The organism is Neorickettsia findlayensis (assembly GCF_009856525.1).
In the GTDB taxonomy this organism is placed as follows: Bacteria; Pseudomonadota; Alphaproteobacteria; order Rickettsiales; family Anaplasmataceae; genus Neorickettsia; species Neorickettsia findlayensis.
Window position 1 is genome coordinate 391,214 of sequence record NZ_CP047224.1, and the last position, 14,396, is coordinate 405,609.

14 protein-coding genes and 1 tRNA gene are annotated in these 14,396 nt (G+C 39.5%); 6 read left to right on the plus strand and 9 right to left on the minus strand.

Translation table 11 applies throughout. The annotated features are described in order from the left end of the window. Positions 1-40 precede the first annotated feature (40 nt). The 3 genes from GP480_RS01900 to GP480_RS01910 form a co-directional block, all read right to left on the minus strand. A complete protein-coding gene (locus GP480_RS01900) occupies positions 41-1,561 on the minus strand; it encodes a leucyl aminopeptidase (protein ID WP_160095380.1) in 1,521 nt (506 codons plus the stop codon). A gap of 46 nt (positions 1,562-1,607) precedes the next feature. Next, positions 1,608-1,680: transfer RNA gene (locus tag GP480_RS01905), tRNA-His, on the minus strand. 64 nt (positions 1,681-1,744) lie between these two features. Then, positions 1,745-2,011, minus strand: coding sequence for a hypothetical protein (locus GP480_RS01910; protein WP_160095382.1), 267 nt, complete (start codon positions 2,009-2,011; stop codon positions 1,745-1,747). Here GP480_RS01910 and aspS point away from each other — a divergent pair. Further along, entirely contained in the window at positions 1,994-3,790 is a 1,797-nt protein-coding gene (gene aspS / locus GP480_RS01915) for an aspartate--tRNA ligase (protein ID WP_160095384.1), read from the plus strand. The two genes, GP480_RS01910 and aspS, sit on opposite strands and share 18 nt — an antisense overlap. A 501-nt stretch (positions 3,791-4,291) precedes the next feature. Here aspS and GP480_RS01920 read toward each other — a convergent pair. Beyond that, entirely contained in the window at positions 4,292-5,260 is a 969-nt protein-coding gene (locus GP480_RS01920; protein WP_160095386.1) for a Mur ligase family protein, read from the minus strand. A 270-nt stretch (positions 5,261-5,530) separates the two neighbouring features. Here GP480_RS01920 and pstA point away from each other — a divergent pair, with 270 nt between their 5' ends. The 4 genes from pstA to GP480_RS01940 all read left to right on the plus strand — a co-directional run bounded on the left by pstA (position 5,531) and on the right by GP480_RS01940 (position 8,980). Further along, positions 5,531-6,724 (plus strand): phosphate ABC transporter permease PstA, encoded by a 1,194-nt coding sequence (gene pstA / locus GP480_RS01925; protein ID WP_160095388.1) that lies wholly within the window; start codon positions 5,531-5,533, stop codon positions 6,722-6,724. Between the two features lie 6 nt (positions 6,725-6,730). Beyond that, a complete protein-coding gene (locus tag GP480_RS01930; RefSeq protein WP_160095390.1) occupies positions 6,731-7,744 on the plus strand; it encodes an ABC transporter ATP-binding protein in 1,014 nt (337 codons plus the stop codon). Between the two features lie 12 nt (positions 7,745-7,756). Beyond that, positions 7,757-7,912, plus strand: a complete 156-nt coding sequence (gene tatA, locus GP480_RS01935) for a twin-arginine translocase TatA (RefSeq protein WP_011451871.1) — start codon at positions 7,757-7,759, stop codon at positions 7,910-7,912. 297 nt (positions 7,913-8,209) lie between these two features. Further along, positions 8,210-8,980: a thiazole synthase gene (locus GP480_RS01940; protein ID WP_160095392.1), complete on the plus strand. Its 771-nt coding sequence runs from the start codon at positions 8,210-8,212 to the stop codon at positions 8,978-8,980. 242 nt (positions 8,981-9,222) lie between these two features. Here the strand turns inward: GP480_RS01940 and folP are convergent, their stop codons facing one another. Further along, positions 9,223-10,008, minus strand: a complete 786-nt coding sequence (gene folP, locus GP480_RS01945; RefSeq protein WP_160095394.1) for a dihydropteroate synthase — start codon at positions 10,006-10,008, stop codon at positions 9,223-9,225. Positions 10,009-10,316: 308 nt separating this feature from the next. Continuing rightward, on the minus strand, positions 10,317-10,817 hold the full coding sequence (gene folK, locus GP480_RS01950; RefSeq protein WP_160095396.1) for a 2-amino-4-hydroxy-6-hydroxymethyldihydropteridine diphosphokinase: 501 nt from the start codon (positions 10,815-10,817) through the stop codon (positions 10,317-10,319). A 9-nt stretch (positions 10,818-10,826) separates the two neighbouring features. Here folK and metK point away from each other — a divergent pair, with 9 nt between their 5' ends. Further along, positions 10,827-12,065: a methionine adenosyltransferase gene (metK, locus tag GP480_RS01955; RefSeq protein ID WP_237111384.1), complete on the plus strand. Its 1,239-nt coding sequence runs from the start codon at positions 10,827-10,829 to the stop codon at positions 12,063-12,065. Here the strand turns inward: metK and GP480_RS04055 are convergent. The 3 genes from GP480_RS04055 to dnaX form a co-directional block, all read right to left on the minus strand. Next, positions 12,062-12,472 carry an IS1/IS1595 family N-terminal zinc-binding domain-containing protein gene (locus tag GP480_RS04055; RefSeq protein WP_336603235.1) on the minus strand — a complete coding sequence of 137 codons (411 nt, stop codon included), beginning with the start codon at positions 12,470-12,472 and terminating at the stop codon, positions 12,062-12,064. The two genes, metK and GP480_RS04055, sit on opposite strands and share 4 nt — an antisense overlap. Positions 12,473-12,491: 19 nt before the next feature. Then, positions 12,492-12,800 carry a YbaB/EbfC family nucleoid-associated protein gene (locus GP480_RS01965; RefSeq protein ID WP_160095400.1) on the minus strand — a complete coding sequence of 103 codons (309 nt, stop codon included), beginning with the start codon at positions 12,798-12,800 and terminating at the stop codon, positions 12,492-12,494. A gap of 384 nt (positions 12,801-13,184) precedes the next feature. Next, positions 13,185-14,375, minus strand: a complete 1,191-nt coding sequence (gene dnaX, locus GP480_RS01970) for a DNA polymerase III subunit gamma/tau (protein WP_160095402.1) — start codon at positions 14,373-14,375, stop codon at positions 13,185-13,187. Between the last annotated feature and the right edge of the window lie 21 nt (positions 14,376-14,396).

Consider the following 14,396-nt stretch of genomic DNA (forward strand, 5'->3'; position numbering starts at 1 on the left):
GCTTTATTTTCCTTTGCGGGGATGTAGATAAAGCAAAGGTTCACTGAGAAGACTCTTTAGCTGATTCTGATATAAATTCGGTTAGGAGTCGTACACCAAATCCGGAAGCTCCAGTGGTAGAAAAATGAGAAGTACTGTTATTCCACGCAACGCCGGCAATATCCAGGTGAGCCCATTTTGTTCCGTCATTTATAAATCGTTTGAGGAACTGAGCTGCTGTTATGCTGTCTGCACCATGATTTTCTGTAGAGATGTTCTTCACGTCTGCGACTTCGGAATTCATGAGACCATCGTAGTTTTTTGACATAGGCATTCTCCACAGTTTCTCACCAACCTTTTTTCCGATATTTACGAGGTTTTCTGCAAGTACATCGTCATTCGAGAATAATCCAGCATGATCATGTCCTAAAGCAACGACTATTGCTCCTGTGAGTGTAGCTACGTCTATTACTTGGTTTGCTTTTAAGTGTTCTTGTGCATACCACAGTGCATCTGCGAGCACCAACCTACCTTCTGCGTCTGTGTTGAGTACCTCAATTGTTTTCCCAGAGGCTGACCTCACTATATCTCCTGGGCGTTGTGCAACTCCTGAAACTGCATTCTCAACAATTCCGAGTACAGCCGCAACATTGGCTTTTACACCTTTTTTTGCTACAGCATGAATTGCACCTAAAACTGTCGCAGAGCCAGCCATATCAGATATCATATGCCACATTCCCCGTGCTGGCTTAAGCGAAATACCACCACTGTCGAAGGTAACGCCTTTTCCAACAAGGGCAATGTAAGGAGCATCCTTATCTGCTGCGCCATTGTATTTCACCACCGCTAGTTTTGAGGGGTATGTGCTTCCTTGACCAACACCTAAAAGTGCATTCATGCCCAACTTCTGCATGATCTTTTCATCGAGGATTTCAACTTTTAAGTTTGGAGCCGTTTTAGTAATTTCTCTCACAGCATTAGCATAAGTTTCTGGATTGAGGTGGTTTGCGGGCTCGTTCACCAGATCCCTGGTTAACTTAATTGACTCGATTAGTGGCTCGACTTTGTCCCTGAAAACAGAAGAGATATGCTCATAGTTCTCAATTCCAATGACAAGTTGCTCCAGTGTTACGCTTTTATCATCGGATTTTTTCGTTTTATATTTCTCGAATGAGTAGTCCTTTACTTTTGCACCGAAAGCCAGATCCAAGGCATAGTCGTCTTTCAAACCGTCTAAGAGCACTGTCGAAGAAGAAATATGATTCTTCTTCATGAGCGAAGCAATCTGTGCACCAATTTTCTCTGCGGTTTGAGCATCAAACTCCTTTTGTTTACCAAGCCCAACGAGACACAGTTGTTGCAACTTTGGATAACCTTCAACAAGATCACTAAGAAAAATACAAACGTTCTCGCCGATTTTCCCAGTGAATGAACTCGCAGCAACGCTTTTGGAGATAAACGCTGAGCTTTGTTGATCTAAAATGGAAATTCTTCCAAAGAACTCAGAATTCTCATACAGTCCGCTAAATAGAACTGGCTCACTTTGCATTACCTCTACCGGACTCAAAAAAACTACTTCCATAAAAACTCCTAGAAAAAAGAAAAGCGCAGAGCTCCAAAAAAGGGCGGGCGAACGACCAGATTCGAACTGGCGACATCCAGTACCACAAACTGGCGCTCTACCAACTGAGCTACGTCCGCCTCAGTGCACGTCACGGCAAGTGAGGATTATACTTTAACATCTTTTGCATAGCAAACTGCATTTTCATATCACTTCGATGCCATGGGTGCCTGGAATCAAATGCACTGCAGCAGTGTATGCTTTGTGTATTGATGTCATTATCCAGGTGAGGGTCTCTTCTTCAACCGCAGAAGTATCACACAAACCTTGCCGGGATACGGCTTTGAGATTGAGTTTCATCAGGAAGAAGATATAATCTTCTAGGCTGTGCGTTGGTGGACAAAATAGAATATTTTTGTACTCGTGTAGGTATTTCAGTTCCTGCAGCAGGGGATGATAAGAGCCTTTCATATGGAGATTGGATTGCTGAAGTCAAGTTATAGAGATTGTGGAATTGGTGAAATATCAGAGAGCCATGTTGGCAAGGTTGTCAAGCTTGCTGGATGGGTTTTTAGAAGAAGGGATCATGGTGCGATTCTTTTCATTGATCTGAGGGACGTTTATGGTGTGATACAACTTGTTATCTCAGAAAGTATTGATGGATTTGAGCAGCTTAAATGTGTTTCCTGTGAAAGTGTGATCACGGTTCAGGGTGTGGTTTCGGCGAGATCGCCTGAAACGATAAATGATTCGCTTCAAAATGGTAAAATAGAGGTTATTGTTAGCTCTTGGAGTGTAAATTCTTATGCTGCTTCGTTACCGCTTCAAGTGGATTCTGAGTTTTCTTATCCCGAGGAAACACGCTTGAGGTACAGGTATCTAGATCTTAGGAGGGGTAAACTCAGGAAGAATATCATACTCCGTTCAAAGATTATTTCTGAAATACGAAGCTTCATGGAAGCTGAAGGTTTTACAGAATTTCAAACGCCAATACTTACTGCTACCTCACCGGAAGGGGCACGTGATTATATTGTGCCCAGTAGGATTCACAAAGGTAAGTTTTATGCTTTGCCTCAGGCACCGCAGCAATTTAAGCAGTTGCTTATGGTTGCTGGTTTTGATCGATACTTTCAGATAGCACCATGCTTTCGCGATGAAGATTCTCGAGCAGATAGGTCTCCCGGAGAGTTTTACCAATTGGATGTGGAGATGTCCTTCGTGGGACAAGAGGAAGTATTCGAATTGATGGAGCGTCTTTTAAAGCACATCTTCTCGAAATACTCAAACAAAAAAGTTTCTGAAACTTTCGAGCGTATTCCATATGGAGAGTCGATGCTTTTATATGGGACGGATAAGCCTGATCTTAGGAACCCAATCAAAATTGCTGATTTTACTTCTATCTTCAAGGAATCTGGACTTGCAATTTTTGTAGAGCAAATAAAAAAAGGAGCTGTTGTTCGTGGGATTCCCGCTCCAAATTGCGGAAATAAGGCAAGAAGGTTCTTTGATGAAATGATACAATATGCTACCAAAGAGGTCGGTGCTTGTGGGTTAGCATATATATGTTTTGATGAGGAAAATCCTAGGGGACCTATTGCGAAGTTTTTATCTTCTGCAGAAATAAGTGAGATTGCAAAAAAGGCTTGTCTTAGCAGAGGTGATGCAATTTTTTTCGTATGTGATGTTGCACAAGCAGCTACAAGAATTTCTGGTGCTATTAGGAAAAAACTTGGGCTAGAACTTTCTTTGGTTAATAATGAGGAGTACAGGTTTTGTTGGATTGTTGATTTTCCGTATTTTGAGCTGAATGAGACAACTGGGAAATTAGATTTTTCTCATAATCCTTTTTCTATGCCCAAAGGTGGTCTGGAAGCTCTGAATGGAGATCCGCTGAAAATTGTGTCACAGCAGTATGATATTGTCTGCAATGGTGTGGAATTATCAAGTGGTGCTGTGAGAAATCATAAGCCAGAGATAATGTACCGTGCTTTTGAGATGCTTGGCCTGGATAGGGAATATGTAAATCGTGTTTTCGGCGCTCTAATTGAATCGTTTCAGTATGGCGTGCCGCCACATGCTGGGATAGCACCTGGAATAGATAGGATGGTGATGCTTATTGCAGAAGAGGAGAATATAAGAGAGGTAATTGCATTCCCAATGAACCAGAGGTGTGAAGACCAACTCATGAGAGCTCCTTCTCCTGTAGAGACAGAAAGGTTACTTGAATGTGGGATCAAATTGGTAGAGTAGTGAGGTGGTAACACCCGGTATTTGAACCAGATATGGGAGTACAAGAATGGACTTTCTTTTTGATTTTTTTATTAAATCAGCTGGCTTGCTAGTTTTGCCTTTCTTGCTGTTTCAAAAGCGTTTTTGCGAGGCTGCCCGGATAAGAGTCCTGAAAAATAGCAATTGTGACTACATTGTTACAGTCACAAGATTCTCCTTATTAAAATCTCCTATTAATTCTTCTTTGTACTTCTATAAAAGAGAGTCCTCTATGTAAGGTCATTATCGATAGCACTTACTGGATCTACACCTGGGCAAGGTGAAATTGTTCCACTCTTTCAATATGTCCAGCAAGCTTTTTATGTACTTCTTTTCTCGTTTGTCTGGTTTTTGTTACAACAAAGAATTACATTTTTTGCTAGTATATGCCCTTTATGGAATCTATTAGAGCATGTAACTGGGTCGTAGTTTGTGTTTCCAGTGCCATTGAGATAGCAGGTATCTATTTCATCTATATGGCGGTCATATTGTTTCCAATTCACTTTTGGATTGAAAAACAGAGAGAGTATTATTTAGAACATTATGAGTAACCTTTACTTTTAAAGCCTTCATTACGCATATTGCAGGAAGTATAGCGCCTCTAAGATGTTGGCTAGAATCGGATAGTTTATATATTTTTTGTGACTTACCTATCTTCACTGCAGAAGTGTGATTTGAATAGTTAAGCAATCTGACATCGCAATTTTCCTTTCTCCCAAACGAGATGATTGTTGATTTGCTTTTTCTTGCTTCCTGGATGAGTAATTCGGTGTAAGAAGCATCAAAGTTAAGAACAGCTGTACACCCGTTTTGGAAAATTTTTGCTTTTTCTCTTATAGTGGAGCCTTTCAAGTCTATCGACCTAGCTGTGTGGCATCTGATGTCGGTTATTACTCCTACTTTTGGAAGTGTGATTTGATTAAACAGATCAACGTTTCCACTTTGAATTGTATCAACTTCCAAAACTAAAAACTTACATGGGAAATCTGCGTTTAATATACCTAAAGTAAAACCCGGAAAATCTCCAGCACCATCTTTGTTGTAGCAGGTTTTACCGTAGTTGTTGAGTAGTGCGACGACAAGGTTTTTTGTTAAAGTTTTGCCGCTACTGCCAGTGATGCCTATAACAATTGGTTGATAATTTCTTATTAGAATTGCAGCTAATTTTTCCATTGCTCGCAACGGGTCATCAACTTTAATGATAGGAATTGGAACTTTTGGGCATACGGCATCTTTTCTCGTAATTATTGCCAATGCTCCATTCAAATATGCGTTCTCTATAAGACGGTGGGTATCCTGGTTCTTTGTATCTGTCGCAATAAATATTTCATCCTTTCCAATTTTTTCATAATCCACTGAAAACTTGCTTCTTGAGATATCAATTTTTGCTTGGTATTCGCAAATCAGCTCTGCCTTTAGAATGCTTCTAATGAGATCCGCAGTTAGTAACATAAGCAGTACCTATTGGCCACGTACTGGTAGCAGATATTAGGTATTTTGCGATAAAAGTAAAGCAAAATAATTTATTTTTTTTATATTTAACATAATATTTGCACAACAAACTAACTTAAATATAGAATCAAAGGTATAATATGTAAATTTTACTAGGAATATTTATTTTATGTACTTTGGAAAGGTGGTATCACGTGTTTTTTATTGATTAAATTTGAGTTCATTTCGTTTGTAAAGCTATAATGGAAGTCCTAGAAAAATTTGTCTGTAATGAACATAAGTTACCTTCGTTTGAGGCTTAATACGCGTAGTTTTATCAACAAGTTTTTCTCATTTGTATGCGTTTTTTGCGCTTTTCTGCCAGTAGTTTTTCTCTTTGTACTCCTCTTTAATACTTTTTCCGGAGCGTACAAAGCTCTTCAGCAAACAAAGTTCGAAATTGACATGGAGAAGGTAGGCATTGCATATGGTGACTTGCGTTACGAGATACGGGAAAAGCTCGTAAGATATTTGAAAGAGCAGCTTCCATGGGAAGAAGACCCTTTTGTGGTAATGAATTTTTTTAGTAACTACGCGGTAGACGAAGTGCTAGGAGCATTGAATATTGGGGAAAAAAAGGTTTGGACGACAATTTCCGGTGAAGCGGACACAGTGCATAAATATGGACTTTCCGGTAGTCCGGGAATGAAAAAGGTTGTCCAGTATTTTTCTGAGCAGGGACTTTTAAAAAAGGTACTCAACTATAAACTTTTCATTAATCCTGATTCTAGAGACAGTAGCCAAGCTGGTATAGTAGGTGCGCTAATCGGGTCTTTGTATACCGTGTTCGTGAGCTTGGTGGTTTCTTTTCTTATTGGAGTTCTAACGGCTTTATGGCTTGGTGAATACAGTAGTAAAAGCAACATCACGAGAGTTCTTGAAGTGAGTATTAATAATCTTTCATCCACTCCACCGATTGTATTTGGTATACTTGGCCTAACATTTTACATAAATTTTCTTGGCTTGCCTCGATCTTCCTCTCTGGTTGGAGGACTGACATTAGCATTTATAATGTTTCCTATTATAGTGACTTCTTCTTTGCATGCGATCAGGAGCGTACCTGGTAATATAAAGCAAGCCGCGTTTGCTTTAGGTGCATCAAAAGTGCAAGTCATCCTACATCACGTGTTACCGCTTTCAATGCCAGGTATAATGACTGGAACCATCTTAGGAATTGCGAGAATTTTAGGTGAGTCCGCACCTTTATTGATGATAGGAATGGTTGCGTTTGTGGGTAGCATTCCAGAAAGTATCAGGGAGCCAGCAAATGTTTTTGCGGTGCAGATTTATATATGGGCAACTAGTCCTGATGTTTCAACTAACGAAAAGACTTCCATTATGGTGCTTGTGCTTTTACTTTTGCTTCTGATGCTGAACTTTATGGTTCACTTTATTAGAAAGGTATTTCATTACGATTTCCACTAAAATATTATGAGTTTGTCTCTGAAAGACATTTCGCATCGCTATGAGCATTTTTCCATAAAGAAAGTTTGTTTTGAATGTTCTAGAGGAAAAATCGTTTGTTTGGTCGGTGAATCAGGAAGTGGAAAGTCAACGCTTTTGCGGTTAATAGCTGGTCTGGAAAATCCTTCTTTTGGTGTCATAAAGATTTTAAACAGAACAGTCTTTGATCACGTGGGGAGAATTTCTGTCCCGACTGAGGATAGAAATATTGCAATGATTTTTCAACACTCTTCGCTTTTTCCGAATAAGACTGTACTTGAGAATGTTCGTTTTGCTTTAAAAAAGACGGGAAAGGGTAGGGTTGCTGAAGAAATGATTGAGTTAGTTGGAATGACAAGGTACAGTGGCGCATTGCCTTTTCAAATCTCAGGGGGACAGCAGCAACTTGTCACACTGGCTAGAGCTTTTGCACAGTTTCCTGACGTTCTTTTGTTGGACGAACCATTTTCGAATTTAGATACCACGCTACGGGCAAAAATAAGAGAAGATATGATTTCTCTAATCAGTAGCAAAAATCTTACCACCGTTATCGTGACGCATGATCCCTATGAAGCGTTAGAAATTTCTGACAGCATAGTTGTGATGGATGAAGGAAGGGTGGTTATGCAGGGTGTCGCTGAAGAAGTTTACAATAGTCCTACGGATAAAAAGACGGCTGAGTTCTTTGGTATCATCAATGTGGTAGAAGGGCAAATTATTAAGAATAAGTTTTGCTGTGATTTTGGAAGTTATCAATTAAAAGGAGAATTTCCTGATATTGAAAGAAAAAATGCTTATATAAGACCATGCGGTATAAGAGTGTGTTTGTCTGGAGAAGGGCGTGAGGCAACAGTCTGTAAAGTAAGAAGTTTTTCTAAAATGTTCAATGTTGAATTAGCTGGAAAAAATTACTGGGTACAGGGCTCCGTTGATATTTTGCCAAAAAAGTATGATAAAATCTTCCTCCAATTAGATCATAAAGGTCTAATTTTTTTTGATTGATAAGGAGGTTGTATGTCATTAGGGCCCTGGCAGATATTGCTTGTTTTTCTTATAATTCTTGTTCTTTTTGGAGCTGGAAAGTTGCCTCAGGTCATCTCAGACATAGGTAGAGGACTTAGGACACTAAGAGAAGAGCTTAAAGATTCTGAGAAAAAAGCGGAACGTTAGCGTCTTTGTTTTTATCCTGGTGGCAGGGCGACTTTTGCTTTGCCACCACGAAATACGTTTGGGCTTTTTGCGACCGGTACTTTTTATTGCTTGATTGGTTGCAGTTGGTTCTTTCATTCGGACCGTTTAGTTTGTTGATGCCGGTTAACGGGTTGTTCATTTTTCATTCGCTATAAAATTGCCTCTTCTAGCCTATCTAAGTAGCCAGGTTTTGAAAAAGCTTGTCTTAGATCTAATTTAGTTGATAATCTTGTGAAATCACTAAGTTAACTAAATTGATTTGAAATCCTAGCGTTTATGCTTGACCATTTAGAAATTGCGGGAAGAAGTTTCGCTTCTCGTTTGATCGTTGGTACTGGTAAGTACAAGAGCTTCAGTGAAACTGTTGAAGCAATAGAGGCTTCTGGTGCTGAAGTGGTCACGGTTGCTCTAAAAAGGGTGAACATTACTGATAGTAAACGTGAAAGTTTACAAGATCATCTCGACCCTAAAAAATATACTTATCTTCCTAATACCGCGTTCTGTTTTACGGCGGAAGAAGCACTTCGACATCTAGCTCTGGCAAGAGAAATAGGTGGCTGGAATCTTGTTAAAGTAGAGGTTTTTTCGGAGAAGGAGTTTCTTTATCCAGATATGCAGGAAACGCTAAAAGCGGTCAAAATTTTGGCTAGAGAAGGATTTCATGTTATGCCGTACTGTAATGATGATCCTATAATGTGTAAAAGGCTGGAAGAAAGTGGTGCGGTTGCGATTATGCCGCTTGCAGCGCCGATAGGCTCAGGTTTGGGGATACAGAATCTTTTTAATTTGAAAGTTATTGTAAGGCAATCTAATGTTCCAGTAATAGTCGATGCTGGGGTCGGTACGCCATCAGACGCTGTAATAGCAATGGAAGCTGGTTGTGATGGGGTTCTTATAAATACTTCAATAGCAAAAGCGCGTTTTCCAGTTCAGATGGCAAAGGCAATGAAATATGCTGTTCGTGCCGGCAGATTAGGTTACCTAGCTGGCAGGATACCGCTTCAACAATTTGCTTCTCCCTCATCAGACAGCTCAGCTGTAGTTTGAATTGTTTGTTGAATGTATTCCTTGTTATCCAGAAAAGGATTTAAGCTCCTTTGAATAGTGAGATTGGTACACTGTCCCTAAAAACGTTGCATGGAACGATCTACCGTCAAATTTCAATCCAGAGCATTACTGATTTTAATGTATTTCGCACTGCTATTTTTGAAAAATCAACGGCTCTTTCATTCCGGTACACCTTTTTTTTGAGCAGCTTTCCTCAGGCAAGGGTGTTTTAATGCAATGATTCAAAAAAAGTGCGAACGCAGCACGTGATGTTCTTTTACTAGGTGAACCCTTATGTATTCAACCTTTTTTGCAAACAAGATAGCAGATATAGGAAGTGTGAAATTCACACCAGGACACTGATCATTTAGGTACCTAACAAGTCTCTTATTTGAGTGACCAACAAAAATTGGCAAGACGAAACATCTTAGACTTTCTATATTCTTCACAATAGTATAGCACTGCTGATTCGTTTTCCCAAAACCTAAACCCGGGTCAAGTAGGATGCTTTTTCTTGGTATACCTATCGATTCTAAAAGTGCTAATTTTTCTTCAAACCATACTTTTAAAGTCTCAATGACATCCACATTATCTGGAAGGTTGAGATCCCTTTTTACTGGGATAGTTAATGCATGAGCCAGCACCAGTGGAAAATCTATCTTGTCCTTTTTAACAAGCAGTTTTGCTACTTCCTCTACGTTTTTCTGACTGTTGATAAATGTAACACCGTTTTCTACAGCAAATTCCACCGTTTCTGGATTGTAACTATCAATCGCTGCGACGGTACCATGCTTCTTACACAGCGCTACTACTTCCTGCAAAGTTCCGTCCAGACGGTTTATTTCTTCCCTCTGTGAAATTGGCTCTGCATCGGGTCTTGTTGACTCCGCACCCATCTCTATTATATCAGCACCATTTCTTATCATGTGCAGTGCATGCCTTACAGCGTCATCCTTCTTAAAAAATTTTCCTCCGTCAAAGAATGAATCCGGGGTAATGTTTAAAGTTCCAACGATTTTTGATCTCACCACTCCAAATTACAACACAAAAACCCTACTAAGAGTCCTAATTTTATATGTCCTGATCAAGTTGAATTAACAATTGTGCTTCGTCGAGCAAAAAAAAATCTATAGATTCGGATCAGACACAATTATAACTATATCTATGCTTATAGCATATTTCCTTTAGATGAAATATTTGGATCAGTGAAATGAACTACTATTGTGATAGTAAATCTGAAGGTTCAGGGGATATGACAACGTCATATATGCTAAAATTAATATTCTTTTAGCCGACATACAAACGTTGTATCTTCGATTCATAGACTAACATGATCTTAAGAAGTGAAATTCCTTCTAGTGGTTCTATTGTGATTAAGCAAAGCCTGCCTCACGTTTATTTTGTGGATCGGATGAAGCAGAAATGGAACTATTTCTGCTGCTGGTTTGAGCGTAAAGTAGCGATTCAGAATTTCTTTGTGTGGGATCCTGAGTTGCTTGTCGAGCAGTATAGCTTTGCCCCAAAACAAGATGTCTATATCTATAGTTCTTGGAGAATACTTACCTAATTTGATCCTTTTCATCTGCTTTTCTATCTTTTTGAGACGATTTAGTGTCTCGAATGGCCCGAAGAGTGCTCTTCCGATAACAACAGCATTATGATAATCCATGTTCCATTCTTTAGGGGCATTTTTTGTGAGAAGTGCTTTTGTTTTAATTATTGAAGAAAGTATTTTTCTTGTTACGGGCAATCTTTTTACTGCAGACAGGATGTTTTTTTTTGTATCCCCTATATTTGAACCTAGACCGAGTACCACTAAATTTCCCTGAAGTGTCATCAGTGGACCATGATGGAAAAGCGCAGAGCGGTATTGTATAATGCATCCTTGAAATATGAAAGATTTTTCTATATTTTTATGCACTTTGGGTTCAGATATTTTAGCAGTGAGGCGGTTTTACCTGGTCATCCTGATAAAATAGCTGACCAGATCTCAGATTTGGTTTTGGACACCTATCTTCAAAAAGATCCTTCGTCTAGGGTAGCAGCTGAGACAATGGTAACTCCGGATAAGATTATTGTAGCGGGTGAAGTGTCTGGTCCAGAAGTTACCGCCGTAGAACTGGAGGAAAAGATTCGCTTGTTTTTAAAAAATATAGGATACGAAAAACATTTGCTGGACTGGGAATCTTTGGAAATAGTCAACCTTTTACATGAACAGTCTCCTGAAATTTCTGCGGGTCTCCGACGTTCAGCTAAGTTAGGTGCTGGTGATCAGGGTATCATGTTTGGATACGCAACTGATGAGACATCAGTTGGTATGCCAGCCCCAGTGTATTATGCGAGAGAAATCGTTCGTGTTGTAAGAGAAAATCCCCTCTTTGGGCCAGATGGAAAAAGTCAGATTACTCTTGAATATGATTGTTATGGGAGACCGGTTGATGTTGCTAATGTGATTGTATCAGTACAGCATCCAGCAGGGATGTCAACAAAAGATGTTAGAAATATATTGTTGGAGAAAATAATTTCTACTTTACCTAAAGACTGGTCTTTATCAGCAGATAAGGTCATTATTAATCCTGCTGGTCCATTTACAATAGGTGGCCCTAAAGGCGATTGTGGCCTGACTGGAAGAAAAATAGTCGCGGACACTTATGGAGGTATAGTTCCGAACGGTGGTGGTGCATTTTCTGGTAAGGACGCAACAAAAGTTGATCGTTCTGCAGCTTATCTTGCACGCTACATTGCAAAAAATATAGTTTTTTCAGGTGCAGCAAGCAAATGTGTTGTACAGTTGTGTTACGCAATTGGTATGGACGCTCCATTAAATGCGCAAATTTCTATACCTGGAGTTACTACCCACGAAAAGGAACAGATTTTTTCTTTGGTCAGCGATAGAATAGATTTTTCTCCTTTAGGGATATCTATGCTTCTTCATTTAGATAGGCCGATATATTTAAAAACATCTGTAATGGGCCATTTTGGTCATTCGCATAGTCCTATGGATATGTCTTTTAAATGGGAAGATCTTGATTTAGTTCCTCTAATACAAGAGAGACTGAAAAAAGTAAAAGAAGAAGTAAGTTAATCTAATTTCCCGCCGATTGGCTTGCGTAACGTGACACAGATTAGTCCTTCACTGATGTGTGTGAGTATGACCTCTGTCTCGCTACCTAAGTCCGCACATACTATTTCTAGGTTGCTTCTTTCTGAAGCACCTGAGGTTTTCCTGGGAAAGTTCTTGCCAAATAATTCACTGAATTGATGAACCCACCGCATTATCGTTGGTGGAGACACTGAGAATATCCCTGCAACATAGTTCATTGAAACGCCAGAAAGATAAAGCTGCACAGCATGCATTTTTAGGCGCAGCTGTGCCCCGTATTTCTCATTCCTAGTAAACTGACACCCACAGTTCAAGCACTTATATCGCTGCTTTTCTTTTGTTCTACCGCTTTTGATAAATTTTATGCTATCGCACTTTGGGCAATGCACTGCTGCAATCTTGAAAAATTCAAAAAGGTGGCTTTTTCATATCGAAAGGCAGCGGAAAACCCTTGAGCAGATTCTCTTCAATAGATGTGTCATCTTTAGTAGCGATTTCTTTTGCGTGATTATACGCAACGATTATAAGCTCTGAGAGGATACACATATCTTCTTCCAGGTTTTCATCTATTATCACTTCTTTAAGGTCAAAGTGTCCATCGATTGTAACCTTGACCATCCCACCAGCAGACTCACCTGTGTAACGAGCATTATCTTTTTTTTCTTTGATATCGCTCATTTTTTTCTGCATTCCTTTGATCATTCCCTGAATATCCATGCAAATTACCCCGCAATAGTGATCACTCTTCCTCTGGGGCGATGGTAGCATTCATTTTTTAATTTTGCCAGCTTTGTGTTTTGTTTGAGAGTAATGCATTTGAAGCATGAATAAGGCTGCCTAATACAGGAGGACTATTGGCAAGTACCCTAGTTTTATTGTAGAGGTTCCTACTGGGAGAACAATCTATCCAATCAGTATACAAGCTGTAAAGAAAGCCGTTGCAAGTTTCCTGTCTTCATCATATTACTCTGTGATTGCCATACACATGCTTTTATCCATCTCCTCTAGAAGACTGTCCGGCTGATTTTTTCATAATTGTAGAGTATAGACGCTAATTTATTTACTCATATACTTGAGAGTTGCAGCTTCTATACCGTGTTATTAGTCTAACAATTTTGAACCATCAAACTCTTTGAGTATATAGCCGATCAACTCAGAGGGATTTGCATCGTTGCTTTTAGATATTCCAGAATCGGTGGATGCTGTTGTACATGTCTCATTTGAGAAAATCTTTACAATCTCCCCTGGAGAAGGTAAGTCAGCCATGTATGACATTCTGATCACAGCAAGCTCGGCAACATTATAATCGCAATTAAAAGATTTAACTTCCTCAATACTGGAAAGCATGCACTGCGCAAGTCTGCAAAAAAAGCTGGACCGACTATCATCTTTGGCGGTGAGTTTATCCTGGATCTTTTGATTTGTTAGTGCTAAGAGCTCCATAAAAATGGTAAGCACCTCGTGTCCTCTAGAGTACATATCATTTAATTTATCAAGCGAGGTTTTGCAGTTACCAGCGATGATGGAGTCCAATAAACTATTTATTTCAGATAGATCTGCGAGGCCCATTTTGTTTCTCAAAACGTGTATTGTGATTTTTTCTTCAGAGGGATGAAGGGCAACTTGTTCCAAAAGAGATAAAGCATCTCTAAGTGAGCCATCTGACTTTTCTGCAATGAATTTTACTGCATCTTGAGTGATTCCAATTTGTTCTTTCTCGGCAACTTGGGTGAGTCTTTCCGTGATTATGCTCATACTAAGCCTTGAAAGTCGATAATGTTGACATCTTGAGATAATAGTCGCAGGGATTTTTTGCAATTCTGTGGTTGCAAGAAAAAATTTTACATATTGTGGTGGTTCTTCAAGTAGCTTCAATAGTGCGTTAAAGGCACTTTGAGAAAGCATATGAACCTCATCAACTATATAACTCTTGCATTTCGAGAGAAGTGGTTTATAAAGTGCACCTTCTACTAACATTCGAATGTCTTCAACGCCTGTATTGCTTGCTGCATCAATTTCTAAAACGTCTGGATGGGATCCATTCATCACTGATACGCAAGAATCACATTTTAAACAAGGCAGAACATCTATCCGATTTAAGCACAGAAGAGAAAGCGTCACTGCTCTTGCGGTTGTTGTCTTCCCCGTTCCATAAGGCCCTGAAAGCAAAATAGCACCAGCAACTTCATCCTTCGCTATTGATGCGGAAAGGCACTTGACCAAAAAATCTTGTCCAACAATTTCATTCAGTAGGCGCGGCCTATATTTGTTTGCAAGTCCTATATAACCCATCTGAACAGCGAGATAGAGCCA

Bases quoted from the DNA above. Each gene is read 5' to 3' on its own strand.
- pstA (WP_160095388.1), top strand. From the start codon at position 5,531: ATGAACATAAGTTACCTTCGTTTGAGGCTTAATACGCGTAGTTTTATC.
- aspS (WP_160095384.1), top strand. From the start codon at position 1,994: ATGATAAGAGCCTTTCATATGGAGATTGGATTGCTGAAGTCAAGTTAT.
- tatA (WP_011451871.1), top strand. From the start codon at position 7,757: ATGTCATTAGGGCCCTGGCAGATATTGCTTGTTTTTCTTATAATTCTT.
- GP480_RS01910 (WP_160095382.1), bottom strand. From the start codon at position 2,011: ATGAAAGGCTCTTATCATCCCCTGCTGCAGGAACTGAAATACCTACAC.
- metK (WP_237111384.1), top strand. From the start codon at position 10,827: ATGATGGAAAAGCGCAGAGCGGTATTGTATAATGCATCCTTGAAATAT.
- folK (WP_160095396.1), bottom strand. From the start codon at position 10,817: ATGACACTTCAGGGAAATTTAGTGGTACTCGGTCTAGGTTCAAATATA.
- GP480_RS01965 (WP_160095400.1), bottom strand. From the start codon at position 12,800: ATGGATATTCAGGGAATGATCAAAGGAATGCAGAAAAAAATGAGCGAT.
- GP480_RS01900 (WP_160095380.1), bottom strand. From the start codon at position 1,561: ATGGAAGTAGTTTTTTTGAGTCCGGTAGAGGTAATGCAAAGTGAGCCA.
- dnaX (WP_160095402.1), bottom strand. From the start codon at position 14,375: ATGGGTTATATAGGACTTGCAAACAAATATAGGCCGCGCCTACTGAAT.
- GP480_RS01920 (WP_160095386.1), bottom strand. From the start codon at position 5,260: ATGTTACTAACTGCGGATCTCATTAGAAGCATTCTAAAGGCAGAGCTG.
- GP480_RS01930 (WP_160095390.1), top strand. From the start codon at position 6,731: ATGAGTTTGTCTCTGAAAGACATTTCGCATCGCTATGAGCATTTTTCC.
- GP480_RS01940 (WP_160095392.1), top strand. From the start codon at position 8,210: ATGCTTGACCATTTAGAAATTGCGGGAAGAAGTTTCGCTTCTCGTTTG.